The following is a 25575-nucleotide window of genomic DNA, read 5'->3' as shown; positions in this document are numbered from 1 at the left end:
GGGAAAGCCATCCTCAAGAAGTGACTGCTTTGTCCGATAAAAGTAGGGTCTTCCCGGGGAGTTTCCCATGTTCTTCAAACCCGTCGCGTTATTGCTCGCGCTGGGCTGTGCCGCAACCGCCCAGGCCCGCACCCTGACCTTCGCGCCCCTGCCCATGGAGCAGCCGGAGATCGTGGTCAAGCAGGTTCGCCCCATGCTCTCCTACCTGGAAAAGCACATCACGGCGGATTTTCGCATCGAGTACAGCAGCGACTACGCCGACATCCTGAAAAAATTCCAGGCGGGCAAGGTCGATCTGGCCTACCTGGGACCCTTGCCCTATGCGGCCCTGCGGGAAAAGTATCCCCAGGCGGTCCCGGTGGTGCATTTCGTGGAAAAGTCCGGCAAGTCCAGCTACACCTGCGCCATCGTGGTGGCGGGAGTAAAGATCCCCTTGAGCGGTCTGAAGGGCAAGAAGATCGCCCTGACCCAACCCCTCTCCACCTGCGGCTACCTGTCCACCGACGGACTGCTGCGCCAGGCGGGCGTGACCCTGGAACAGAACCGTTACCGCTACCTGGACAAGCATGACGAAGTGGCCCTGGCGGTGGCCCGGGGTGAATTCGACGCGGGTGGCCTGAAAACCGCCATCGGCAGGAAATATGCACACATGGGCCTCAGCATCGTGGCGGAAACGCCTGCCCTGCCGGGCTTTGCCCTCATCGCCAACAGTCGCACCCTGGACGCGGCCACCATAGAGGCCTTGCGCAAGGCCCTCACCGCCCTGAAACCGCTGGATGACAAGGACGATGCCGCCCTGACCCAGAACTGGGGGGAGAACATCAAGCGGGGAGCTGTTCCGGCCAGTGATGCCGACTATGATGCGGTGCGCAAGCTGCGGGCCCGTGCCGATATCCCGGAAGAGGGCAATTTCTGACCAGTCACATCCGAAGCGGGACTGCCGTGCGCTTGAGCGGGTTTCAACTCAACTTCAGGTTCTTCGCCGTCATCCTGCTGGGCCTTGAAACCCTGGTGGGGGTGTTTCTTTACCGGGACTGGCGGGAAAAGGACGAGCAGTACCTGCGCCAACAGACCCTCGGCCTGGAAACGGCTTACCGTTCCAGCGTGCAGATGTTCGCGCTGGCCACAGACCTGTTGTTCCAGGAGATCATGCAGCGACCGGAGGTGGTCGACACCCTGAAGCAGGGTTTTTCCACCCAGGACGAGGAGGAACAGGCCGCGAACCGGGGCAAGCTGTATCGGCTGCTGTATCCCACCTATGCCCAGCTCAAGAAGAACAGCCTGCGCCAGTTTCATTTCCATCAAGCCAACGGCGCCAGTTTCCTGCGCTTTCACGAGCCGGCCAGATTTGGCGACGCCCTGTTCGACATCCGTCCTTCCGTGCGCATCGCCAATGTGGAAAAGCGTCCGGTCTCGGGCTTCGAGACTGGGCGGGTGCTTTCAGGATTCCGCTATGTCTATCCCATCCTGATAGACGGTGAGCACCTGGGCAGCATGGAGGCGAGCGTCAGTTTCCGCGCCATCCGGGATGCCATGGCCACCCTGGAGCATTCCCACGAATACGCGTTCATCCTGAGCCGCGGCGCCGTGGAGGGACGTCTCGCGCCGGAGCAGATCAGCCTGTACGCCAGTTCCGGCCTGCATGATGATTACCTGGTGGAAGATCCCAGGCTGCAATTGCCGGATTCGCCTCCCCCGCCGTCCGCACGCGTGCAGGCCCTCAACGCCTTGCTGAAGAAAATGCCTGAAGTGGCCGAGGGGATGCATGCGGGCAAGCCCCTCACCGTCAAGGTCAACCTGAGGGGCGAGACCATGGCCGCCGCCTTCCTGCCCGTCAAGGACGTGGAAGGCAGGCAGGTTGCCTATGTGGTGTCCTACAGTGCGGTGCCCCTTGCCAACCTGTTCCTGCGGGATTTCGTCGTTTCCTTCCTCGCATCCGCCCTGCTGTTGATGGCGGTGGGTGTGTTGTTCTGGCACGTGCTGCGTTCCCGCGCGGCTTTGGAAGCGGAGAAGCAGAGCCTGAAAGTGGTGACGGACACCGTGGCGGACGGCCTCTACGCCATGGACAAGCAGGGCCTGGTGACCCTGCTCAATCCTTCCGCCGAGAAGCTCCTGGGTTTCAAGGAATCCGACGTGCTGGGCAAGGTGGGCCATGACCTGTTCCATTCCCATGCGGTCAACGAGCACCTGCCCAAGCACCTGTGCCCCATCTACCGCCAGGTGAGCCGCGGCGAGATATTCAATGGCGAGGAGGTCTTTTCCCGCCAGGATGGCAGTCACCTGCCGGTGGAGATATCCAGCCAGCCCATGCTGGACCACGGCAAGGTCTCGGGTTCGGTCACCGTCTTCCGCGACATCACCGAGCGCAAGAAGATGGAATCGGCCCTTACCGAGGCCAAGGCCGCGGCGGAAAACGCCAATCGCATGAAGAGCGAGTTCCTGGCCAACATGAGCCACGAGATCCGCACTCCCATGAACGGCATCATCGGCCTGACCCGTCTGGTGCTTGACAGCGACCTGGAGGCGGAACAGCGGGAGCACCTGGAGATGGTGCGCACTTCCGCTGATACCTTGATGACCATCATCAACGACATCCTGGATTTCTCCAAGATCGAAGCCGGACGCCTGACCCTCGAGCGCACCGCCTTCCGGGTGCGGTCCACCCTGGAGGCTGCGTTGCAGCCCCTGTTCGTACAGGCCCGCCAGAAGGGGCTGGAGATGACCCTGGACGTGGGGCGTGACGTGCCGGAGGTCATCGTCGGCGACCCGGTAAGACTCAGCCAGGTCCTCATCAACCTCGTGGGCAACGCGGTCAAGTTCACCCAGCAGGGCTGCATATCCGTGGAAGTGAGCCAGGTCGGGACGCGGGACCACATGGCCAGGCTTGGCTTCGGTGTCACCGACACAGGCACGGGGATCCCCGCGAACAAGCAGGAGTCCATTTTCGAATCCTTCTCCCAGGCGGATGCCTCCATCACGCGCAAGTACGGCGGCACCGGACTGGGGCTGGCCATCGTGCGCCAACTTGTGCGCATGATGGGGGGAGAGGTCCGGGTGGACAGCCGTCCGGGGCAGGGCAGCCGCTTCCATTTCGACCTGGATTTCAAGGTGGACGGGCGGTCTCTACAGACAGAGGGGCAAGCGGATTCCGTCGGGTATGCCACAGCCATGCACATCCTCCTGGTGGAGGACAATGCCGTGAACCGCAAGCTGGCCACGGTCTTGCTGGCCAAGGCCGGCCACCGGGTAAGCGTGGCGGAGGACGGCGGCGAGGCCCTGGCCCTGCTAACCCAACCCCATGATTACGATGCGGTGCTGCTGGACGTGCAGATGCCGGTCATGGACGGCCTCCAGGTGGCCCGGGCCCTGCGCCAGCACGAGGCCCTCCACGGTGGCCACCTGCCGGTCATCGCCCTCACCGCCAATGCCATGGTGGGGGATCGGGAGCGCTTCATGGATGCAGGCATGGACGACTATGTGTCCAAGCCGATCAATGTGGGCGAACTGTTAGAGGCTCTGGAGCGGGTCCAGGCCAGCTGACGTCCCATTGGGCGGATACCCGCTCCGCGCTCAATGGGCAGACTCCCAATTCGGTCCAACGCCCAGTTCCGCCTTGAGGGGCACCTTCAGGTCCGCCACGCCGCACATCTTCTCCGGCAGGCCTGACCGGATGGTTTCCAGCTCGTTCTCCGGCACTTCCAGCACCAGTTCGTCGTGGACCTGCATGATGAGCTTCGACTTCAAGCCGGCTTTATCCAGCCAGCCCTGCACGGCGATCATGGCCAGCTTGATCAGGTCCGCCGCCGTGCCCTGCATGGGGGCGTTGATGGCGGCCCGCTCGGCGCCCTGGCGGCGGGGGCCGCCGCGCTGGATTTCCGGCAGATAGAGGCGGCGGCCGAACAGGGTTTCCACGTAGCCATCCGCGCGGGCCTGTTCCCGGGTGCGGTTCATGTAGTCCAGCACGCCGGGGTAGCGATTGAAGTAGCGGTCGATGTAGGCCTGGGCCACGTTGCGCTCCACGTTGAGCTGGGCGCTCAAACCGAAGGCGGACATGCCGTAGATGAGGCCGAAGTTCACCGCCTTGGCCATGCGCCGCATGTCCGATGTCACCTGCTCCGGGGGCACGCCCTGGACCTCGGCGGCGGTGGCGGCGTGGATGTCCCGGTCTTCCTGGAAGGCCTTGAGCAGGCTCTCGTCCCCAGACAGGTGCGCCATGATCCTGAGCTCGATCTGGGAGTAGTCGGCGGAGACGATGAAGTGGCCCGGCTCGGCGATGAAGGCCTCCCGGATCTTGCGGCCCTCCGGCGTGCGCACGGGGATGTTCTGCAGGTTGGGGTCGTTGGACGACAACCGCCCGGTCACCGCCACGGCCTGGGAGTAGGTGGTGTGCACCCGGCCCGTGGCGGGGTTCACCATGCCCGGCAGCTTGTCCGTGTAGGTGGATTTCAGCTTGGCCAGGGCCCGGTAGTCCAGGATCAGCCTGGGCAGGGGGTGGTCCAGGGCCAGTTCCTGCAACGCGTCCTCGTTGGTGGAGGGAGCGCCGCCCGGTGTCTTCTTGCTGGGCTTGAGGCCCATCTGGTTGAACAGAATCTCGCCCAGTTGCTTGGGGGAATTCAGGTTGAAGGGCTGGCCCGCCGCTTCATGGGCCTTCTTCTCCAACTCCAGCATCTCCCGGCCCAGGGTGTCGGAGTGGGCCCGCAGCAGGTCGCTATCCAGGCGCACGCCGGTGCGCTCCATGCGGCACAGGATGGGCAGCAGGGGCATCTCGATGTCGGCATAGACGTGGTTCAGCTTCGTCTCGGCGGCGATGCGTGGATGCAGGGCGTGATGCAGGCGCAGGGTGATGTCCGCGTCCTCGGCGGCGTAGGCCGTGGCCCGTTCCACGTCCACCTGGTCGAAGCCGATCTGATTGGCCCCCTTGCCGCACACCTCCTCGTACCTGATGGTGGACTCCCCCAGGTGCCGGGCCGCCAGGGTGTCCATGTCGTGGCGCTCGTGGGCTTCCAGCACGTAGCTTTGCAGCAGGGTGTCGTGGACCATGCCCTGCAGATTCACGCCGTGGTTCATGAAAACGTGCCAGTCGTACTTCAGGTTCTGGCCCACCTTGGCCTTGGCCGGGTCTTCCAGCAGGGGCTTGAGCCGGGCCAGCACGGCTTCCAGGTTCAGCTGGTCCGGGGCGCCGGCATAGTGGTGGGCCAGGGGCAGGTAGGCCGCCACGCCGGGCTCCAGGCTGAAGGACATGCCCACGATCCTGGCCTGCAAGGGGTCCAGGCTGGTGGTTTCCGTGTCCACGCAGACGAGATCGGCGGCGGCGAGTTTTGCAAGCCACCGGTCCAGTGCGGCCTCGTCCAGGAGGGATTCGTAATGGCGCTCGACGTCGGAAACCGGAACCTGGGGTGTGGGAGACAGTTCATCCACAGTTCTCCCGGACAAAGAGCCTGTGTCCGGGGTGCCATCGACTTCCCCCCTGGCTTCCCTTAGCCAGGTGCGGAAGTTGTAGCGGGAGAACAGCTCCACCAGCCTGGCCTTGTCCTCCTCGCCCCAGCGCAGGTCCTGGGGATGCACGTCCAGGGACACGTCGGTCTTCACGGTGATGAGCCTGCGCCCCATGGGCAGCCAGTCCAGGGCGGCGCGCAGGTTCTCGCCTGCCTTGCCCTTCACCTCGTCGGCCCGGGCCATTAGGCTCTCCAGATTGCCGAACTCTGCCAGCCACTTCACCGCCGTCTTGGGGCCTACCTTGTCCACGCCGGGCACATTGTCCACGGCGTCGCCGATGAGGGTCAGGTAGTCGATGATGCGATTCGGAGGCACGCCGAACTTGCCCTCCACGCCGGCCTCGTCCAGCACCTCGTTGGTCATGGTGTTCACCAGGCGCACGTGGGGCGTCACCAGCTGGGCCAGGTCCTTGTCGCCAGTGGACACCACGGCCTTCATGCCCGCCGCCTCCGCCTGGTGGGTGAGGGTGCCGATGACATCGTCCGCCTCCACCCCCTGGATCATGAGCAGGGGCCAGCCCAGGGCCCGGATGGCCTCGTGCAGGGGGGCGATCTGGGCGGCCAGGTCCTCGGGCATGGGCGGGCGCTGGGCCTTGTAGGCCGGATACCAGTCGTCCCGGAAGGTCTTGCCCTTGGCGTCGAACACGCAGGCGGCGTGGGCGGTGGGGTAGTCCTTGCGCAGGCGCTTCAGCATGTTGATGACGCCGTAGAGGGCGCCGGTGGGTGAACCGTCCGGGGCCCGCAGGTCGGGCATGGCGTGGAAGGCGCGGTAGAGATAGCTGGAGCCATCCACCAGCAGCAGGGTGTCGGTCATGCGGGGGGTGCCTGAATGGAATGCCTGGAAGTAGACGCATTTTAGTGGGCTACCACTACAATCCGGCCATAACCTCAGAGGGAAACCCCATGAGCAAACCCAAAATCCCCGATCTCCACGACCCCGGCGGCAGCCAGGAGGCCCTGCTGTCCGCCCGGGAATCCTGGCGCATGTTCGAGATCATGGCCGAGTTCGTGGAGGCCACCGAGCGCCTGGCCCCCATCCGCCCGGCGGTGAGCATCTTCGGCAGCGCCCGCATCCAGCCGGACTCCGCCTACTACATGCTCACCGAGACCATCGCCCGCAAGCTGTCGGACGCGGGTTTCGCCGTCATCTCCGGGGGCGGGCCGGGGGTCATGGAAGCGGCCAACAAGGGGGCCTATTTCGGCAAGTCCCCCAGCGTGGGCCTGAACATCCAGTTGCCCCATGAGCAGCGGGCCAACCCCTACCAGGACATCTCCCAGACCTTCCGTCACTTCTTCGCCCGCAAGGTGATGTTCGTGAAGTTCGCCAGCGCCTATGTGGTGATGCCCGGGGGCTTCGGTACCCTGGACGAGTTGATGGAGGCCCTGACCCTGATCCAGACAGGCAAGACCCGGCCCATTCCCATCATCCTGGTGAAGTCCAGCTTCTGGGGCGGCCTGGTGGACTGGTTCCGGGACCGGTTGGTGGGGGAGGGCATGATCAATCCGGAGGACATGGACCTGATCCAGGTGATCGACGAGCCCGCCCAGGTGGTGGAGGCCATCTTCCGCCACTACGAGAGCCGTGGCTTCCAGCCTTCTCCCGCTGAGCGGGAGATTCTGCTGAACCTGTAAGTCGGCTCCGGCTAAAATTGAATGGAGCGTTCGTGGGTCCGTTGTTCCCGCCCAGGCGGGAACCCGGGTAATGAAGGCTGTGGATCCCCGCCTGCGCGGGGATGACGAGACCCACGCTCCCATGCATCAATAACTGTTAAGAGTGCCTTATGCGTTTTCCCATCCATCTTCTCATCGCCAGCCTTGCCGCCAGCCCCGTCTGGGCGGAAGAAAAACCCAAGCTGGAACCCCTGCCCTACATCCCCCCGCCCCCGGGCATGGTGGACAGGGAACTGGAACCCCAGGTGACCATTACCCAGAAGGGCGAGGACAAGGTCGAGGAATTCCGTATCAAGGGACGGCTGTACATGATCAAGGTGACACCGCCCCACGGTAAGTCCTATTACCTCATCGACACCCGGGGTGATGGCCTGATGCGTCGCTACGACGACCTTTCGCCCAACTTCATGGTCCCCATGTGGGTGATCCATCAGTTCTGAATCAGGCGCAAGGCCGGCGCTTCGCGCCTGCAAGATGCAAGGAAAGCAAAACAGATGTTGTAAGGTTGGATGACACTTTCGCGCCCCGTGCCCTTGCCCTAGTCCCAAGTCCTTAGTCCCTTGCATCCATGTCATTGACTGTCGCTCGCCCTCCCGCCGCCCAAGGCCTGGCCTGGATAAAGCAGGGCTGGGAACTGTTCAAGCAGGCCCCTGTCCCCTGGTCCGGCATGACTGCCCTGGTCTTTCTGGTGCTCATGGGCGTGGGGGCCCTGCCTTATGTGGGGGGCTTTCTGGTTCATGCCCTGTCCCCCTTCATCGTGGCGGGTTACCTGGCCGCCAGCCGGGCAGGCAGCCAGGGGGAGCCCGTCACCTTCGTCTTCCTGGGTGCCGGCGTGCGCCAGGGGCGGGACAGCCTGCTGGTCATCGGCCTCGCCTACATGCTGGCCACCCTGCTGGTGTTCCGCGGCGTGGCCTTCTTCACCGGCGGCGACCTGAGCCTGCTCACAGCCCAGATCGAGGACCCCCACGCCCTCACGCCGGAAGAGGCGCGGGCCCTGCTGGATGGCATCCTGCCGGCCCTGGGCCTGGGGGCCCTGTTGATGACTCCATTGCTCATGGCTACCTGGTTTTCGCCGGGGCTGGCCCACTTCGAGGGCTTCAGGCCCGGCAAGGCCATGTGGTGGAGCCTGTGGGCCTGTGCCGTCAACTGGCGGCCCATCCTGGTCTATTCCACCATCCTGGGCATGGTGGGCATGGTGGCCCTGGTCATCCCCTTCGGCCTGGGCCTGCTGGTCTTCATCCCCTGGACCCTCACCTCAACCTATGCCGCCTATCGAGACATCTTCGCCCCGTCCGGCGACGATTCCGTACCATGAAGCACCTGTTCAAGATAATCGCCTTGACCCTGCTGTTCTCAGCGAACCCCGTCCACGCCTCCGAGCCCGTCAAATTCAGCGGTGCCCTGTACCAGAAGTTCCAGCATGATCGCTGCCTGAGTTGCCACCAGTTCAACAGCCGCAGGAGCAACGGCCGCGCCTACACCTCCCATCGCAACCGCTACCTGTGTGACAAGTGCCACACGGCCCGCATAACGGGGCTGACCGCCGGCGAGTGGATGGCCCCCCCGGGTAGCCGCATGGACTACACGGGCCACAACGCCCGGGACGCCTGCTTGCTCATCAAGGCCAATTCGGGGGCCGGCAACCGGGAGGCCAAGCTGCTGGAGCACCTCATCCATGACGTGCGCATTCACTGGGCCCTGGAAGGCGGCATGACCCCCATGGGCCAGTTCCCCACCGTGCCCGGGGGGTACAAGGCCTGGCTGAAGGACGTGCAGGCCTGGGCCCGGGACGGGATGCTGTGCGAGTAAACACTGCCAGCAGCCAGCAGCTGGCAGTCGGCAGCGAAACCCGCCGCAGTTCTATCCCAGGCTGCCAACTGAAATCTGACAACTGCTGACTATCAGCCATGCCCGAACTCTCCCTCCTGGCCGCCTTCCTTACCGGATTGCTGGGTGGCGCCCACTGCGTGGGCATGTGTGGCGGCATCGTCGCCGCCATCTCGTTTCAGCCACACTCATTCCAGGCCGTCCGGAAGCAGCCCTTCAGCTTCCACCTGGCCTACAGCGCAGGCCGCATCGCCAGCTACACGGCGGCGGGGGCCCTGGCGGGCCTGGTGGGCGCCGCCGCCTTCCTCTCAGATACCCTCCACCCACTGCAGACCGGTCTTTACGTGCTGGCCCAGGTGGTGCTCATTCTCCTGGGGCTTTATCTGGCGGGCCTGAACCAGGCAGTGCTGTGGCTGGAGCGGGCCGGCGGCGGCCTGTGGCGGCGGATGCAGCCCTTGTTGGGCCGGGTCATGCCCATCCGCCATCATGGACAGGCACTGGCAGCGGGCATGCTGTGGGGCTGGCTGCCCTGCGGCCTGGTCTACAGCGTGCTGGTGTCGGCCCTGGCCTCCGGCTCCCCGGGCCGGGGAGCCCTGTTCCTGCTGGTCTTCGGCCTGGGCACCCTGCCCAACCTGCTGCTCATGGGCTGGGCGGCGGAAAGCCTGCGGGACCTCACCCGCCAGCCCTGGCTGCGCCGGCTGGCGGGAGCCATCGTCGCGGGCCTGGGGGTGTGGGGGTTGCTGCAACTGCTGGGGTGAATGCCTTGGCCGGCGGAAGACGGTGCAACGGGGAGGTTGGTTGTTTTCCTACAGCGTCAACGTAGAGCTAACCGGCGCTGCGCGGCTTTGTGCGCAGCGTCCGTGTTGAGCGCCGGTTTGGGCTGGTCTGTGGTTCAACCAGACGCCCTGTGACATATTTGTGAAGGACACTGGCCATTAGTGTCTGATAAGGAATCGCTTCTTCTGCGGCCTTTGCTTGAATGTCATCCAGATCTCTGGAAGAGATGCGAATGTTGACCCGCTTGTCCTTAGCCAAAGATGCAGAAGCCATTGCCGCAAAACGTGCAATTTCACTTTTGGTTTTGGGAGCCGGCTGCCATTCGCCTCTTTCAAAAGAAGCCAGAATTTCTTCTTCAAGTTTGTCTTCATTGTCCATTTCAACGCACCTCATCAAGATACATGCGAGTGGCCTTCCGACTCGGGATGATCGTTTTTAGGAAGACCTCTTGCTTTGTCTCCACAAACGGCACCAGGTAGGCATAGCCACGAATGCGAACCACAAACATGCGTTGGTTCGGATATTGAGCCGTGTTCGGGTGGTCCAGTACAACAAGAAGGCCACCATTCGACATAGCCGATACGACCTCTTCAAAAGATACGCCGCGCTCAGCTTTGAGACGGATATTCTTCTCGGTACTCCAGTTCACGAGCTTCATCTGTTGGATACTACGCCTGTGTGCCTTACGGCATCAAGATGCCCAACGTCTGACGTGAGGGGCCGCCGGAGCGGCGAAGCCGCGGAGGGTACCTGCCGGCAGCGCCGGCAGGCGGTCCCTCTCGACTGATGGGATGGACTCCCCCCGCCTTATCGCGGTGTCTAAGCACCAATGATCTACCAAGGGTTGGGGATCAGGTTGAGACGAAAGGAGTCCACCATGAAAGCTAGTACAACCGTAGCCGTTGATCTGGCCAAATCCATTTTCCAACTCGCCGTCGCCGATGCGCAGTGGAAGGTTGTCGAATCCCACCGCCTCACCCGCGCCCAGTTTGAGCGCTGGTTCGACAACCGCGATATCGACACCGTGATCATGGAAGCCTGCGGTTCCGCCCACTACTGGGGCCGGCGCCTGGCCGGCCTGGGCATCCGGGTCCTGCTTTTGCCCGCCGCCTATGTCCGCGCCTACGTGAAGCGCAACAAGACTGACGCCGCCGATGCCCGCGCCCTGCTTGAAGCGGCTCGCGCGTCCGACATCGTGCCCGTGCGGATCAAGTCGGAAGAGCAGCAGGCCTTGCAAGGCCTGCACCGCATCCGTTCCCTCTGGATGAGCACGCGAACCGCCCGCATCAACGCCTTGCGCGGTTTCTGCCGGGAATTCGGCTTGGTCATTCCACAGGGGGCGCGCACCGGCGTCGAGGCAATCAGCCGGGCATTGGCCGATCCCGAGGTGCGTATCCCCGGGCTGATCCGGGGCGCCATGAACCGGCTCATCGAGGAAATACGCCTTTTGGAACAACGCATCGCCCAAATGGAACGGGAACTGACCGATGCCGCCCGTCACAGTCCGGCCTGTGCCCACCTGCTCACCGTGCCGGGTATTGGCCTGCTCACCGCCACGGCGATGGTCGCCGCCACCGGCGGCTCGGTGGCCCACTTCAAGGATGCCCGCCACTTCGCGTCCTGGTTCGGTCTCACGCCGAGGGAATTCTCGTCCGGCAACAGCCGGACCCTGGGGCGCATCTCGAAGAAGGGCGACCGTTACCTGAGGATGCTGTTGACCCACGGGGCGAGAGCCGTGCTGCGCGCGGCCTACGTGGCCCGACAGGCGAACCGGAGCCTGGATGGCCTGCGCACCTGGGCGCTTGAGGTGCAGGCACGGGCCAACCACAACAAGGCGGCCTGCGCCCTGGCCAACAAGCTGGCGCGCATCTGCTTTGCCGTGCTCCGGGATGCCGCGCCCTACGGCCAGCCGGTCAGCCGGCCGAACAAGAAGATCGAACGCACCGCGTTCGCCATCGCCCAATAGGTTCAGCAAGGAGAAAACAGTGTTTCCCACCCCGCGTTTGCCAAGAGACTGATCGCCCATCATGGCTAAAGAGGTCGCACCCACACGGATTGACGCCGATAACACTGCCGGCTCCCCAGCAGCCGCTTGTACCGATTGGCGCCCCGTGGGCAGATTCCATGTCGGCACGGGTCATTCAGAACCCACTCCAGATGCCGGATATACGACTGCATGCGTTTCCTCTCGGTCATTCTTATCGATCAACGCTCTTGCTTTTGGGGGGAGTCCATATATGAATTGTTAGGCATTTGCGAGCCTCCCTTCCAGAATCTCCGCCAGCGCAAGATTGGCTTCGAGCCGAAGATAGTACGGCGGCATTTTTTGCATCTCTACGGGATTCTCAGTAAGTGAGCGTGACGGGGCGCCTTGTCCCAAGTTACGCAGCAAGTCACGAACAGCTCGCCCTCTAGCAGTCAGGGGCATTAGCATAGTGGGAGACATCTGTCGCTCATCTCGGTCAATGAGGTAATCGCAATAGTCAATTACGACAAGAGATTGAGCGGTTATGAAATCAATGTAGTTATCAATGAAAAGACGCTCTTGATAGCCCATTCCTACCCCGAATAGGCTATTTGCTTTTGCCAGCTTTGCCTCCGCAATATCTATGCAAAACTCCAGGGAGAAAAACAATTTCCTTCCGATATCAGTCAATCCGTTGCTAAAGATATCAAAGAAGGAAAGATCAAAAGCGGCGTTTCTACTTTTTTGCTGGAGTAGAGCCTTAACTATATCGAGCTCTGCCATGGGTGGCATGCCAAATGCGCCGCAAGACTCGAACAATGCGTACCTGTTATCAATATTGAGTACTTGCTCTTCTGGTATAACGATAGTTCTAGTCTTACTTTGATCGGATCGAAGGTATCTCCTTACGTCAGCCCAATAACTATTGCCAGTAGTTGGATCATGTATGACTACTAGAACTGGGAGAGGGAATCGCTCCCAGTACGAGGCGTGTCGATCAGTTGGTGTAAAAGAGATTCCACCTGCAACCTTCTTTATGTAGGAGGCTCCGGATTTAACTTGGACCGCCACAACATGGCCGGTGCAGTTGCCATTGAGATCAACATACTCAATTTGACCATCTATTCCGACATCGGCGTTGGGGGTTTCACGCCAAATGCAGCGCATTTGGTTGACGACGCGTTCGACCGCCATCACCCCTTCGCGCTCAGTAAAATAGTTGTATATTACTTGGGTCACACAGAAACCTTTATATGCCTAACGCTATGGATCAGGGGCGCGTAGCGAAGCGGAGCGTCCCTTGGAGCCCATTGTTAGGCATTGGTTTATTTTGCTGATGCTTGCAACTCGTCCTTTTTCTTTTTTTCTTTGATTCCAAGGTAGGACATGACCGCCAGAACGATAGAAATGAATGACCAAAAATAAAGATCGCTGAATGTGCTGCCAGAAGCGCCAATAAACCCAAAAAACGATGCAATCAAGAAAATTATCATTGACGCTTTTGGGTATCCCATTACGAATGCGGAGCCCAATATAAACAAGAACGATACGAACACACCAATCGCGCCGCCACCGGAAAGGTCTTTGTTGTCGGCTATACCACCTCCAACCATAACGGTGCATGATTGCATTCCAACGAGCATAACCAAACACAGCCCAATTATTAAAACGGCAAGTCTCATTGCATTTTCCCCTATATCAGTTGGGCGCTGTTACAGTTTTTTATAAACATCGTATCGACCAGAGTTTTCAATTCTGACCCATGCGATTTCTGGATATGATCCACTTGATACTGCTGCCTTGAACAATCGACCAAATTCTTTTCGTTGACCTGGACTACCAATCTGCTCCCAATCTTTGCCAAAAATAGCCGCAAGACCAGCCTCCTGACCTTGCGCCATTGCTGCAATTTTCTCTCGCACGAGCAGCTCACGCTGTTCAAGTAAATTCATTTGCGAATCCTCCTTTCTCGTTGCCTAACAGTTGATTGAACAGAATCTTGCATATCGGTGCTATACGGATTCTTGATATCACCGACCGGGCCGGTGCCGTTCAGGCCGCTTCCGGCGTACCATCCCGAAAAAATTTCACCATTACCGTATCAGGGAGGTACGCATGAGTGAAGCATCGCGTGAGGCGCGGGAGCGCAGGTTTTGGGACAACTACCTGAAACTTCCTCATAAACAAGGTGTTAAGCCCCCCGCGGACCGTTGGCATGTGCTCCGCGCGGAGGGGTTCATCCGGGCTTTCGCGGGACAAAGGCTGGCTGATCTGTCCGCGGATGACGTGTCCGGCTACCTGCAAAGGGTGGGGCGGGAGGGGGGACTGGCGGATTGGCAGTTCCGGCAGGTGGTTGTTGCTATACGGATTCTGTTTAGCACCGTTAAACCAGAATGGCTGGATGCCTTCGACTGGGCCTATTGGCTGGGCTCGGCCACGGAGCTGGAGCCTGGGCACCCCACCATCGCCCGGCAGCCGGAGGTGTCCATGGCGCCCGAGGTGGTTGAGGCGTCCTTGCTGGACCGCATGGGGGAGGGCGGATGCGCGGAGGTGGTGCACCTGCATCGGGAGGACTTTGTGTTGTTATCCCGGGTCATCCGTACCCGGGGCATGTCCATCCGCACCGAAAAAACCTATCTGCATTGGCTGTGCCGCTTGGTGGCCTTTCATGGCAAGCGTTCGCCCAGGAGCCTGGGCGCCGCCGAGGTGGTGGGGTTTTTGCAGCACCTGGCGGTGGTGCGTAACGTGGCGGCCAGCACCCAGAACCAGGCGCTGAACGCTTTGGTGTTCTTTTATGACAAGGCCCTGGAGCAGCCCCTGGGGGACTTGGGCCCCATGGTGCGGGCCAAGCGGCCCAAGCGCTTGCCGGTGGTGCTTTCCACAACCGAGGTGCGGCGCTTGTTGGGGGTGATGCAGGGCGTGCATGGGCTGATTGCCGCGTTGTTGTATGGCACGGGCATGCGCCTGCTGGAGTGTCTGCGCCTGCGGGTGCAGGACGTGGAATTTGACCGCAACCTCATCGTGGTGCGCCGGGGCAAGGGGGACAAGGACCGGGTGGTGCCCTTGCCTTTGGCGCTTGTGCCGGGGTTGAAAGCGCATCTGGAGGGTGTGCGCCGGCTGCATGAAGCGGATCTGGCCGAGGGCCGGGGCGAGGTGGTGTTGCCGGATGCCCTGGCACGCAAGTATCCGGCGGCGGGGCGCGAGTGGGGGTGGCAGTTCGTGTTTCCCAGCGGCCGCTTGTCGGTGGACCCGCGTTCAGGCGTGTCGCGCCGCCATCATCTGCATGAGGACAGCGTGCAGAAGGCGATTCGCGCCGGGGTGCTGCGGGCGGGCATCGAGCGCAAGGCCAGCTGCCACAGCCTGCGCCACAGCTTTGCCACCCATTTGCTGGAGCGGGGGCATGACATCCGCACCGTGCAGGAGCTGTTGGGGCACGCGGACGTGTCCACCACCATGATCTACACCCATGTGCTCAACCGGGGCGGGGTGGGGGCGATGAGTCCCCTGGATGCCTTGGGGGCATGAGGGGCATGGGGCGCTTCCTTCTCGACATCTCTTCGGAACAAGGGTCAGTTGCCTACGGCCGGCCTTCCAGCCTGATGAGCGCTTCCCGCCACGCCGGGTTGGGGGCGTCGTGCCCCACCTTCAGGTAGCGCCCCACCTCGTTTTCGTACCAACCGGTGTCGGCTGGTTACCGTGAAACATAAGGCGGCAGGAGGCCCGCTCGCGGGCCGAATCCTTGTCCGTCCAAGACACCCTGTTCGCGCCGCGAGCGGCGCTCCTACCCGGTTTCAACAGCGGGGGTGGCCTCTTGGCCATGAACGGTCGGGTTCCGCCTTGTAACACCACCGGGCCCCGTCGGCGTCCTGGGCCAGCCAGGCCGCCCAGGGCGGCAGGGGTTCCATGGGCGGGTTCAAGGCGCGCCGAAGGCCCGGGTGAATTCCGCCTTCAGGGGCCTGCCGTGAAGGGTGTTGGCGTTTACCAGGAAGCGCAGGGTGTCCGGCGGCGTCACGTGGAACTCCCCCAGGTAGTACACCGTGTCGCCCTGCTGCACCTCACGCACCGGGATGGTGGAGACGATGTTGGCCTGGTTGATGGCGCCGGCGAAGACCTGGGCCTGGAGGGGCTTGGCCTTGCCCGGGCCCTGATGGCGCTGGATGGTGACCGTGAGCAGGCCCCGCCGGGGGTCCCGGGCCACGTTGTATTCCCGCGCCGCTTCAGGGGTCAGTTCGCTGGTGGGCAGGGCCAGGCAGCGCATTTCCAGGTCGCCGGAGCGGGTGATGCCCGGCTCGCCGGCCTGGGCGGATACGCCCGCGACCAGGGCCGCCAGGCAGAGGGCGCCGCACGGGAAAACCGTGGGATTGGCCATGGTCCGTCTCCTCCTTGCTTAACGTGGAACAACCCGGTAGGAGGCCCGCTTGCAGGCCGAATGGATTCTTGCCCTATCGTGGGTTCGCGCCGCGAGCGGCGCTCCTACCAGTGGGTTCATGACACGCGGGGGATGGCAATTCGCCATGCCCGCTGGTTTTGGTGCAACTATAGACCCTGACGGGTCCCGGAGTGGTGACGGCTTCGGGGATAATCCACCTTCGCTCCAGACAGTTTTCATCATGACCCAGATGACCCCCCAGGAAATCGTCCACGAACTGGACAAGCACATCGTCGGCCAGCAGGCGGCCAAGCGGGCCTGCGCCATCGCCCTGCGCAACCGCTGGCGCCGCATGCGCGTGGCGGACGGCCTGCGCCAGGAGATCACGCCCAAGAACATCCTCATGATCGGCCCCACGGGCGTGGGCAAGACCGAGATCGCCCGCCGCCTGGCGCGGCTCTCCGGGGCGCCTTTCATCAAGGTGGAGGCCACCAAGTTCACCGAGGTGGGCTACGTGGGCAAGGACGTGGACAGCATCATCCGCGACCTCATGGAGATCGCCGTGAAGCAGGAGCGGGAAGAGGCCACCCGCAAGGTGCGCCTGCGGGCCGAGGAGGCCGCCGAGGACCGCATCCTGGACGCCCTGCTGCCCGGCGCCCGGGAGTCCTGGGAACTGGACGCCAGGACCACGGCGGCGGAGAAGGAGGAATCCGCCACGCGGCAGAAATTCCGCAAGATGCTGCGGGAGGGCAGCCTCGACGACAAGGAGATCGAACTGGACGTGGCCGCCCCCGGCATGCAGGCGGAGATATTCGCCCCGCCGGGCATGGAGGAACTCACCAGCCAGCTCCAGGGCATGTTCAAGAACCTGGGCGGCGCCCGCACCCAGAAGCGCAAGCTGAAGATCGGCGAGGCCCAGAAGCTCATCGCCGACGAGGAGGCCGGCCGCCTGGTGAACGAGGAGGAGATCAAGCTGGCGGCCCTGAAGAACGTGGAACAGAACGGCATCGTCTTCCTCGACGAGATCGACAAGATCGCCGGCCGGGAGGGCCAGGGGCCGGACGTCTCCCGCCAGGGCGTGCAGCGGGACCTGTTGCCCCTGGTGGAGGGCGCCACCGTGTCCACCAAGTTCGGCATGGTGAAGACGGACCACATCCTGTTCATCGCCAGCGGCGCCTTCCATCTGTCCAAGCCCTCGGACCTGATCCCGGAGATGCAGGGCCGCTTCCCCATCCGCGTGGAACTCACCAGCCTGGGGGTGGCGGACTTCGAGCGTATCCTCACGTCCACCGACGCCTGCCTGACGCGCCAGTACCAGGCCCTCATGGACACGGAAGGCGTGAAGCTGGAATTCGCCGACGACGCCATCCACCGCCTGGCGGAGATCGCCTGGAGCGTGAACGAGCGCACCGAGAACATCGGCGCCCGCCGCCTGTACACCGTCATGGAGCGCCTGCTGGACGAGCTTTCCTTCGACGCCGACAAGCGCGATGGGGCGACGGTGCGCATCGACGCCGCCTATGTGGATGCGCGACTTAAGGATTTGGCGGCCAGCGAGGATTTGGCAAGATACGTGCTGTAATGGCCGTGGCCGTTGGCGGCCAAGGAACATTGGGAGTGCCGGCTGGGAAAAAGAGCCGGATGCCAAGGGGAGGGTCATGCCCCAAACACCGTGACCACCATGGATGGACCCTGACCGAAAGAGCACCCATGAAGCGATCCCCTGTGCTGCTGCCCCTGCTGGCATCGTTCCTGCCCGTATGTGTCCAGGCGGATGTCGGGACCGAGGTTGACCGTCTCCTGACCATGAGCATGGACGACGTGATGGCACTCAAGGTCAGGATCTCCACCAACACGGACCAGACCCTGTCCAAGGCTCCTTCCGTGGTCTCGGTGATCACCGCCGAGGACATGGCGGCCACGGGCGCCACCAACCTCACCGAGGTGCTGCAGAGCGTGCCGGGCATCTACGTGAGGCCCAACCTGTTCGGATTCCGGCCCCTGATCACCTTCCGGGGCGCCGCCAGCACCCATACGCTGCTGATGGTAAACGGCGTCCCCATGCGTGACCTGGTGTGGTCCTCCGGCATCTTCTGGAAAGGCCTGCCCACCCACATGATCGAGCGGGTGGAGATCATCCGCGGTCCGGGCTCCGCCCTGTTCGGTTCCGACGCATCCGCCGGCGTCATCAACGTCATCACCAGGACCGCCGGCAGGATCGAGCAGGACCAGGCCGGCCTGGGGGCCGGCAGCTTCGATTCCCAGGCGGGCTGGATGCAATACGGCGGCCAATGGAACGGCATGGAGATCGGCCTCACCGCCCAGTTGTCCCGTACCGATGGCCATGATCCCTGGATCGCCGCCGATGGGCAGACCGCCCTGGGCGGCTCCTACGCCCCGACCCATGCCCACTATGGCTGGAACGGCCAGGACCTGCGCTTCTCCGCTGCCAGCGGCAACTGGCGCCTGCTGGCCGACTACACCGGCCATTCCGACCTGCAGACGGCCATGACGGGGGCGGCCGTGGTGGACCCTGTCACGGCGGGCAATGACTACCGCTTCGACCTGGGCCTGCTCTACGCCAATGAGACCTTCGCGCCGGACTGGGGCATCGACGCCGAACTCCGCTATCGCCAACTGGGCTACGCCTCAGGCGACGGGTTCCAGGAGCGCCCGCCGGGCTTCACCTGCCTGGCGGCTGCAGGGGTGTGCACGAACCTGGGGCTGGGGGTCTACCCGGCCGGGCTGATCAACCGTCAACGCTCGGCAGAGCGGGGTGCCACCTTCGAGATCAGCGGCCTGTATACCGGCCTGAAGAAACACGCCATCCGCCTGGGGGGCGGCTACAACTGGGAGGATTTGTTCATGGTCGAGCACCACGTCAATTACGGCAGGGACGCCAGCGGGGCCATCCTGCCGGCGGGCGGGCCCCTGGTGGACATTTCTGACAGCGACTATGCCTTCGCCCCGGAACTGCACCGCCGCATCACCTATGTATATGCCCAGGACATCTGGACCATCGCCGACGGACTGGAACTCACGGCCGGCCTGCGCCTGGACCACTACTCGGATTTCGGCAATGCCCTGAACCCCCGCCTGGCCCTGGTCTGGCAGGCCACCGACAGGCTCACAGCCAAGCTGCTCTACGGCGAAGCCTTCCGGGCGCCGTCGATCCTGGAGTTGTTCAGCAAGACCTCCTCCGTCATGTCCAATCCCAACCTGGAGCCGGAGGAATCCAGCACCTGGGACCTGTCCTTCGCCTATGCCGCCACCCGGGATCTGGGCCTGGGGCTGGGCCTGTACAAGTTCGCCCAGACCAACCTCATCTCCAACGTGGCCGGCCAGTATCAGAACAGTGGCGACAGCAGCACCTACGGCGTGGAACTGGAGGCCCGATGGCAGGCCACGGATAACTGGCGGGTCAGCGCCAGCGTGGCCCACATGAACACGGCCCTGCCCACGGCCGTGAGCCTCACCGCTCCGGAGGACAAGGCCTACCTGCGTTCCGACTGGAGCTTCCTGCCCCGCTGGAACTGGAACGTGCAGGCCACCTGGATCGGCGAACGAACCCTGGCAGGCCGGGCGCCCCTGGATGCCTATGCCCTGGTGGACACCACCCTGCGTTATGCCCCCAGGAAACGCTGGCAGTGGGCCGCATCCATCCGCAACCTGTTCGACGTGGACGCCTACGACTACACCAGCAGCGCCGTCACCAACAACCTGCCCCTTCCCGGTCGCAGTCTCCACGCGGAGGTGGCTTACAGGTTCTAGGTGCTCCGGCTCTCCGCGCCAATCAACTACCGGTCTGGTCTGATGCTTCACGCCATCCAAGCCTTAGCCATCGCTGCCCTGGGATTCTGGGCGGCGCTGGCTGCCCACGGCCCCGTGGCCCTGGCCCAGGAGATGCCCCGGGAAGAGGCGGTGCGGGCGGTGATGGTCTTCAACTTCCTCAGGTTCACCGAGTTTCCGTCCGGGCGCCTGGGCGACGGACGGGAGATCCGGCTGTGCATCCATGCCCGGGGCCCGCGCCAGGCGGATGCCTTGTTCCAGCTGGACGGGCGGAGGATAAGCAAGCGCCGCCTGAACGTGCTGGATTATTCTGTCTCCCAGGGGGGATGCCACGTGCTTTACGTGGATTCCCGCCAGGGCTGGAATGCGGTGGCGGACAGCAGCCGGGTGGACAATGCCCTCACCATCAGCGCCTATCCCGGCTTCATCCTGGAGGGTGGCATGATCGAGATGGACGTGCGCAGGGAAGGGGCCCAGTTCGAGATCAACCTGGGCCAGGGCCGGCGCGCCGGTTTCCATTTCGCCCCCGAGCTGTTGCGCCTGGCGCGCCGAACCCATGAATAACCCCATGCTAAAGGACAGCTTTTTCAACCGGCGGTCGATCCGCTACCCCCTGGCACGGCTGATCATCGTGGCGGTCCTGCTGGGGCTGGGCCTGTCCCTGGTGAGCGATGCCTACGTCACCCTGGGCAACGTGCGCAAGGAGATCCGGCGCACCATGCTGACGGCCGCCAACGCCGTTGGCACCGCCGCGGGGGCCGCGGTGGTCTTCCAGGACGAAAGGGTGGCCGCCGCGGTGCTGCACATGTTCGAGGCCTACCCGGAGGTGACGGCCGCCGCCGTGTACACCAGCGACGGCGGCCGCCTCGCCACCTACGGCGACGCAAGCCAGTTGCCGCCCTACATGGCGTCCATGGCCACCAGCATCCCGGAGATCGCTCCGCTGGCCACCACCACCACCCTGAGGCAGCCCATCCTGGTGGACGAGACCCCTGTGGGCACCATCCACGTCCAGGCCCGGCTCCAGGCCTACTGGTCCGGATACCTGGCCGACATCGCCACCACCTTCGCGGTGGCCCTCATAGCCGGTACCCTGGCCCTGGTCCTTGCCATGCGCTTCCTGGAGCGCGTCATCCTGCCGGTGCGCCTCATGGCGGACGCGGCCAGGGACGCCCGCGTACGCAAGGATTTCGTGCCCCGGGCCATCCCGGCCGGGGATGACGAGATCGGCGACCTGGTGCGCAACTTCAACGCCCTGCTGGAAGAGGTGGAAACCAGCCGACGGGCCCTGCAGGGCCAGCATGACCAGCTGGAGCAGCTGGTGCGGACGCGCACCAACGAGCTGCTGGCCGCCAAGGACCTGGCGGATGCGGCCAGCGCCGCCAAGTCACGTTTCCTGGCCGCCGCCAGCCACGACCTGCGGCAACCCATCCACGCCATGCGCCTGTTCCTCGAAACCCTCATGGAGTCGCCCCTGGACGACGAGCAGCGGCGCATAGTCAATTACCTCTCCCTCTCCACGCGCAACCTGGCCGACATCCTCAATGCCCTGCTGGATTTCTCCCGCCTGGACAGCGGTACGGTCACGCCTGATGTGCTTCCTGTGCAGGCCTATGACCTGGCTGGCCGGCTCGAAGCCGAATTCGCCCCCCTGGCCCTCGCCAAGGGTTTGCGTTTCAAACTCTCCTTCCCCAACCGGGACCTGCTGTTGCTCACGGACGGTCGGTTGCTGGCGGGCCTGCTGCGCAACCTCATCGACAACGCCATCAAGTACACCCCCCAGGGAGGCATTCTGGTGGCGTTCCGCCGCCGCCAGGACCACGGGTTGATCCAGGTATGGGACACGGGCATCGGCATTGCGCCGGACCACCTGGGCGCCATCTTCGACGAGTATTTCCAGGTGGCAAATCCCCAGCGCGACAGGACCAAGGGCCTGGGCCTGGGCCTGGCAAATGCCAAGCGCATTGCCGGGATCCTGGGCGGCTCCATCATCTGCCGTTCACGTCTGGGCAAGGGGTCCGTCTTCGAGCTTCGCGTACCCCTGGTGGACGCATCTGCCCACCGCGTACCGGAGCCCTTGGACCGGCTTCCAGGCAGGGCGCTTGCGGATGCGGGCCTGGCGGGCTGTCGGGTACACGTCATCGAGGATGACGAGATGGCGGCCAAGGCGGCGGAAGTTTCGCTGGGCAGCCACGGCATGCGCATATCCACCTTTGCCAGCGCCGAGGAGGCCCTGGCGGACCCCGGGGTCGGTGATGCCGATTTCTATATCGTGGACTACCGGCTTCCGGGCATGAGCGGCGCGGAATTCCTGGACGCCCTGCAGCGGCGGATGGACCGGCCCGTCAAAGCGATCCTGCTCACGGGCGAAAACCGGCAATCGGTTGCCGAGGCGAGCCGCTCCATGCCCTGGAAACTGGTGTTCAAGCCCATGGATGCGGCTGCCCTGATGGCAGAGATCAAGGCCCAGGGCGTGCACGGCCCAGGCCCTGCCTGAACCTGGTGATCAAACGTCAATCTGCTCCGGCAGCAGGAACTCCCGCGCATAGGACAGGTGGATGCCCTGGCCCACGAAGACGGCGTAGATGTCCGGGTCGATGTGACCTTCCCGGGCCATGCGGTCCATGATGGCCAGGCATTCCGACAGGGGCTTGGCCTCCTTGTAGGGGCGGTCCGAGGCGGTGAGGGCCTCGAAGATGTCGGCGATGGCCATGATGCGGGCCTGTACCGACATCTGCGCGCCGTTGAGTCCCTTCGGGTAACCCTTGCCGTCCATGCGCTCGTGGTGGCCACCGGCATACTCGGGCACCCGGCGCAGGTGCCTGGGCCAGGGCAGGGCCTCCAGCATGTGGAGGGTGGAAACGATGTGGTAGTTGATGATCTCCCGTTCCGCGTCGGTGAGGGTGCCCCGGGTTATGCGCAGGCAGGCCTCCTCGTCGGGGCTGAGGAAAGGCTGCTCCACCCCTTTGCTGTCCGTCCAGCGGTAGCCGGCGATACGGCTGACCTTTTCCTGGTCTGATGCCTGCATGGCCTCGCCGCCCACGTTGCAGCGGTGCAGGAAGGACTGGTCCTGATCCAGTTCGGCCAGGCGCTCCCGGTACTCCGTGTCGATGGACTGCCAGTCCTCCGGGCTGTCCGTGAGTCGTTCCAGCCGCTGGATGGCGGCATCCCGGCGCAGTACCTCGAAGCGGGCGTCCAGCAGGTGGATGCGGTCGAAAAGGGTCTGCAGCTTGGTGGCCTTGTCCATGACGTGGACCGGCGTGGTGATCTTGCCGCAGTCGTGCATGAGGCCGGCGATGCGCAGCTCGTAGCGGTCCGGGTCGCTCATGCGGAATGCCGCCAGGGGGCCGGTTTCCGTACCGTGCACTGCCTCGGCGATCATCATGGTCAGTGCCGGCACCCGTTCGCAGTGCTTGCTGGTATAGGGGGATTTCTCGTCGATGGCGGTGTTGATGAGGCTCACCAGGGATTCGAACAGCTCCGCCAGCTGGTCCATGAGGCGGCGCTTGGTGTAGGCGATGGCCGCCTGGGAGGCCAGGGATTCCGCCAGGCTCTGCTCCTCCTTGGAGAAGGCGCGGATGGCGCCGGTTTCCGGGGCCAGGGCGTTGATGAGCTGAAGCACGCCGATGGTTTCCCGGTGGTGGTCGATCAAGGGCACGGTGAGGAAGGACTGGGAGACGTAGCCGGTGCGCCGGTTGAATTCCCGGGTGCCGGAAAAATCGAAACCCTCGGCGTGCTGGGCGTCGGCGATGTTCACCGTGACCTGGCGGGCGGCTGCGTAGGCCGCCACCATATGGTCGTTGGGCTTGCCTTCGGCATCCAGGATGGGGATGTCCGGCAGGTCGATCTCGCCCCCCTTGCTGCCCCCCAGTTCCATGTCCAGGGTGCGGTTGATGAGGATGCGGAACTCCAGGGTACGGTGGTCTTCGTCGCTGCCGTTGACCCGGTAGATGGTGCCGGCGTCGGCGTGGGTCAGGTCCATGGCGGAACGCAGGATGCGTTCCAGCAGGTGGTCGATGTTTTCTTCCCGGGACAGGGCCACGCCGATGGCGTTGAGCTGGTCCAGTTTGGCGAGCAGGGGTTGGGCGTCCATGGCCATGCACCGGTGGTGATATGTATTTCATGATAAGCAGGGGGCGGGTTCGGCGCCAAAATCCTGGATGAATCTTTCCCGGCCGAAGCAGTCGAACCGTCGCGCCAGACAATCATTGGAGAACACGGATGCTGAAGACGTTGGTTACCTGGGGCCTGGCCCTGTTCGCGGCCTGGTCCCTGGGGGCCCGTGGCGAGGAGGGGGCAGGTCCCGGCAAGGCGGCTAACCAGGAGCCCTCCGCGCCAGTGGTGTCCCAGGCCGTGCCTGTCCTGGCGTTGCCGGATTTCACTGCCCTGGTGCGCGGCCAGGGGCCGGCGGTGGTGAACGTGCGGGTGTTCCGCGCCAAGACCGGCCGTGCCTCGGAGGAGGGACGGCAGGATCGCCCACTCCCCACGCCACCCCGGGAAACCGGCCTGGGCTCCGGCTTCGTGGTCTCCCCCAACGGCGTCATCCTCACCAACGGCCACGTGGTGGCCGGGGCCGAGAAACTGGCGGTGCGTTTCGCCGACAAGCGGGAACTGCCGGCCCGCATCGTGGGCGTGGACCCGCTGACCGACGTTGCCGTGCTGAAGGTGGAGGCCCGGAACCTGCCCGTGGTGACCCTGGGGGATTCCTCCAAACTGGAGGTGGGCCAGTGGGTGCTGGCCATCGGCGCCCCCCTGGGCCTGGAGCGCACCGCCACCCAGGGCATCATCAGCGCCCTGGGCCGCACCTTGCCCAACGACAGCTACGTGCCCTTCATCCAGACCGACGTGCCCATCAACCAGGGCAACTCCGGCGGGCCCCTGTTCGACCTGGCGGGTCGGGTGGTGGGCATCAACGCCCAGATCATCAGCAGCAGCGGCGGCTACATGGGCCTCTCCTTCGCCATTCCCATCAACACTGCCGTGGCCGTGGCCAAGCAGATCGTGGAGAAAGGCAAGGCCACCCATGGCTGGCTGGGGGTCAGCGCCCAGGAACTGACCCTGGAGCTGGCCCAGGCCTATGGCCTGGAGGCCCCCCGGGGCGCCCTGGTGACGGAGGTGCGCCCCAGCGGACCGGCCCAGCAGGCCGGCCTGCAACCCGGCGACATCATCCTGGCCCTGGACGACTTCGCCGTGGTGGACAGCGCCGACCTGCCGCCCCTCATCGGTGCCAGCCGGCCCGGCAGCGAGCACATGCTGGTGGTCTTGCGGGATGGTCGCGTGTCTCCGGTGCGGGTCAAGGTGGGCGAACTGGGATCGGACAGCCAGCAGGTCAAGAACACGGTCCCGGTGGACCCCCTTGACGTGAAGGTCTCGGACCTGGATGCCGCCACCCTGGAGGTGCTGGGCCTCAAGGGCGGCGTGCTGGTGGAGGACATGGGGGCGGGTCCCGCCGCCGAGGCGGGTGTCCGCGCGGGGGACATCCTCCTGCGCCTGGGTGGCCAAGTGGTGGAAAACGCCGCCCAACTGCGGAAGTTGTCCGTTGCCCTGCCTCCGGGCGTCACCGTACCCCTGCTGGTGAAGCGCCAGGACAGCAACACCTTCGTGCCGCTGACCATTCCCAAGCCGGAGTAGGCCTTAAGCCAGACACAAAGCGCGTGTCCGTAGCAGACATGCCCTCTTTG

Annotated in this window: 22 protein-coding genes; 14 read left to right on the top strand and 8 right to left on the bottom strand. The window is 63.9% G+C overall.

Annotation, left to right across the window (positions count from 1 at the left end):
• The first annotated feature begins 67 nt into the window (after positions 1-67).
• Both H6935_05815 and H6935_05810 read left to right on the top strand, forming a co-directional pair.
• Entirely contained in the window at positions 68-916 is an 849-nt protein-coding gene (locus H6935_05815) for a PhnD/SsuA/transferrin family substrate-binding protein (protein MCP5277867.1), read from the top strand.
• Between the two features lie 32 nt (positions 917-948).
• Positions 949-3540, top strand: a complete 2592-nt coding sequence (locus H6935_05810; protein MCP5277866.1) for a response regulator — start codon at positions 949-951, stop codon at positions 3538-3540.
• A 30-nt stretch (positions 3541-3570) separates the two neighbouring features.
• Here H6935_05810 and polA read toward each other — a convergent pair whose 3' ends face one another.
• Complete coding sequence (gene polA / locus H6935_05805) at positions 3571-6309, bottom strand: DNA polymerase I (GenBank protein ID MCP5277865.1); 2739 nt, start codon at positions 6307-6309, stop codon at positions 3571-3573.
• 89 nt (positions 6310-6398) lie between these two features.
• Between polA and H6935_05800 the strand changes: the two genes are divergently transcribed.
• From H6935_05800 to H6935_05780, 5 genes are all read left to right on the top strand, one after another.
• Complete coding sequence (locus H6935_05800) at positions 6399-7127, top strand: TIGR00730 family Rossman fold protein (GenBank protein MCP5277864.1); 729 nt, start codon at positions 6399-6401, stop codon at positions 7125-7127.
• Positions 7128-7276: 149 nt separating this feature from the next.
• The gene (locus H6935_05795) at positions 7277-7606 is read left to right on the top strand and encodes a DUF2782 domain-containing protein (GenBank protein ID MCP5277863.1); all 330 of its coding nucleotides are present in this window, start codon (positions 7277-7279) and stop codon (positions 7604-7606) included.
• A 134-nt stretch (positions 7607-7740) separates the two neighbouring features.
• Positions 7741-8481 carry a hypothetical protein gene (locus H6935_05790; protein ID MCP5277862.1) on the top strand — a complete coding sequence of 247 codons (741 nt, stop codon included), beginning with the start codon at positions 7741-7743 and terminating at the stop codon, positions 8479-8481.
• The gene (locus H6935_05785; GenBank protein MCP5277861.1) at positions 8478-8975 is read left to right on the top strand and encodes a hypothetical protein; all 498 of its coding nucleotides are present in this window, start codon (positions 8478-8480) and stop codon (positions 8973-8975) included. Before H6935_05790 ends, H6935_05785 begins: the two co-directional genes overlap by 4 nt.
• Before the next feature lie 98 nt (positions 8976-9073).
• A complete protein-coding gene (locus H6935_05780) occupies positions 9074-9751 on the top strand; it encodes a sulfite exporter TauE/SafE family protein (protein MCP5277860.1) in 678 nt (225 codons plus the stop codon).
• Between the two features lie 67 nt (positions 9752-9818).
• Here the strand turns inward: H6935_05780 and H6935_05775 are convergent, their stop codons facing one another.
• A complete protein-coding gene (locus tag H6935_05775) occupies positions 9819-10148 on the bottom strand; it encodes a hypothetical protein (GenBank protein ID MCP5277859.1) in 330 nt (109 codons plus the stop codon).
• A 1-nt stretch (position 10149) separates the two neighbouring features.
• Positions 10150-10428 (bottom strand): BrnT family toxin, encoded by a 279-nt coding sequence (locus H6935_05770; GenBank protein MCP5277858.1) that lies wholly within the window; start codon positions 10426-10428, stop codon positions 10150-10152.
• Positions 10429-10647: 219 nt separating this feature from the next.
• Here H6935_05770 and H6935_05765 point away from each other — a divergent pair, with 219 nt between their 5' ends.
• Positions 10648-11736, top strand: a complete 1089-nt coding sequence (locus H6935_05765; protein MCP5277857.1) for an IS110 family transposase — start codon at positions 10648-10650, stop codon at positions 11734-11736.
• 279 nt (positions 11737-12015) lie between these two features.
• On the opposite strand, the gene H6935_05760 is transcribed toward H6935_05765, so the two are convergent.
• The 3 genes from H6935_05760 to H6935_05750 all read right to left on the bottom strand — a co-directional run bounded on the left by H6935_05760 (position 12016) and on the right by H6935_05750 (position 13688).
• Complete coding sequence (locus tag H6935_05760; protein MCP5277856.1) at positions 12016-12975, bottom strand: DUF4365 domain-containing protein; 960 nt, start codon at positions 12973-12975, stop codon at positions 12016-12018.
• An 86-nt stretch (positions 12976-13061) separates the two neighbouring features.
• Positions 13062-13418 carry a hypothetical protein gene (locus H6935_05755; protein ID MCP5277855.1) on the bottom strand — a complete coding sequence of 119 codons (357 nt, stop codon included), beginning with the start codon at positions 13416-13418 and terminating at the stop codon, positions 13062-13064.
• A gap of 30 nt (positions 13419-13448) precedes the next feature.
• Positions 13449-13688: a DUF1413 domain-containing protein gene (locus H6935_05750; protein ID MCP5277854.1), complete on the bottom strand. Its 240-nt coding sequence runs from the start codon at positions 13686-13688 to the stop codon at positions 13449-13451.
• 163 nt (positions 13689-13851) lie between these two features.
• Between H6935_05750 and H6935_05745 the strand changes: the two genes are divergently transcribed.
• Positions 13852-15261, top strand: a complete 1410-nt coding sequence (locus H6935_05745) for an integron integrase (protein MCP5277853.1) — start codon at positions 13852-13854, stop codon at positions 15259-15261.
• Between the two features lie 388 nt (positions 15262-15649).
• On the opposite strand, the gene H6935_05740 is transcribed toward H6935_05745, so the two are convergent.
• The gene (locus tag H6935_05740) at positions 15650-16105 is read right to left on the bottom strand and encodes a DUF4426 domain-containing protein (protein ID MCP5277852.1); all 456 of its coding nucleotides are present in this window, start codon (positions 16103-16105) and stop codon (positions 15650-15652) included.
• Between the two features lie 241 nt (positions 16106-16346).
• Here H6935_05740 and hslU point away from each other — a divergent pair, with 241 nt between their 5' ends.
• From hslU to H6935_05720, 4 genes are all read left to right on the top strand, one after another.
• On the top strand, positions 16347-17687 hold the full coding sequence (hslU, locus tag H6935_05735; protein ID MCP5277851.1) for an ATP-dependent protease ATPase subunit HslU: 1341 nt from the start codon (positions 16347-16349) through the stop codon (positions 17685-17687).
• A 128-nt stretch (positions 17688-17815) separates the two neighbouring features.
• Complete coding sequence (locus H6935_05730; GenBank protein ID MCP5277850.1) at positions 17816-19876, top strand: TonB-dependent receptor; 2061 nt, start codon at positions 17816-17818, stop codon at positions 19874-19876.
• Positions 19877-19918: 42 nt separating this feature from the next.
• Complete coding sequence (locus H6935_05725) at positions 19919-20458, top strand: YfiR family protein (GenBank protein ID MCP5277849.1); 540 nt, start codon at positions 19919-19921, stop codon at positions 20456-20458.
• Positions 20451-22391, top strand: coding sequence for a response regulator (locus tag H6935_05720; GenBank protein MCP5277848.1), 1941 nt, complete (start codon positions 20451-20453; stop codon positions 22389-22391). Before H6935_05725 ends, H6935_05720 begins: the two co-directional genes overlap by 8 nt.
• A gap of 9 nt (positions 22392-22400) precedes the next feature.
• Here the strand turns inward: H6935_05720 and H6935_05715 are convergent, their stop codons facing one another.
• Positions 22401-23987, bottom strand: a complete 1587-nt coding sequence (locus H6935_05715; protein MCP5277847.1) for a GAF domain-containing protein — start codon at positions 23985-23987, stop codon at positions 22401-22403.
• 128 nt (positions 23988-24115) lie between these two features.
• Here H6935_05715 and H6935_05710 point away from each other — a divergent pair, with 128 nt between their 5' ends.
• On the top strand, positions 24116-25525 hold the full coding sequence (locus H6935_05710; GenBank protein ID MCP5277846.1) for a trypsin-like peptidase domain-containing protein: 1410 nt from the start codon (positions 24116-24118) through the stop codon (positions 25523-25525).
• Positions 25526-25575 lie beyond the last annotated feature (50 nt).

The sequence above is a fragment of the Thiobacillus sp. genome (assembly GCA_024235835.1).
Lineage (GTDB): Bacteria > Pseudomonadota > Gammaproteobacteria > Burkholderiales > Thiobacillaceae > PFJX01.
This window is presented reverse-complemented; position numbering and strand designations above follow the sequence as displayed.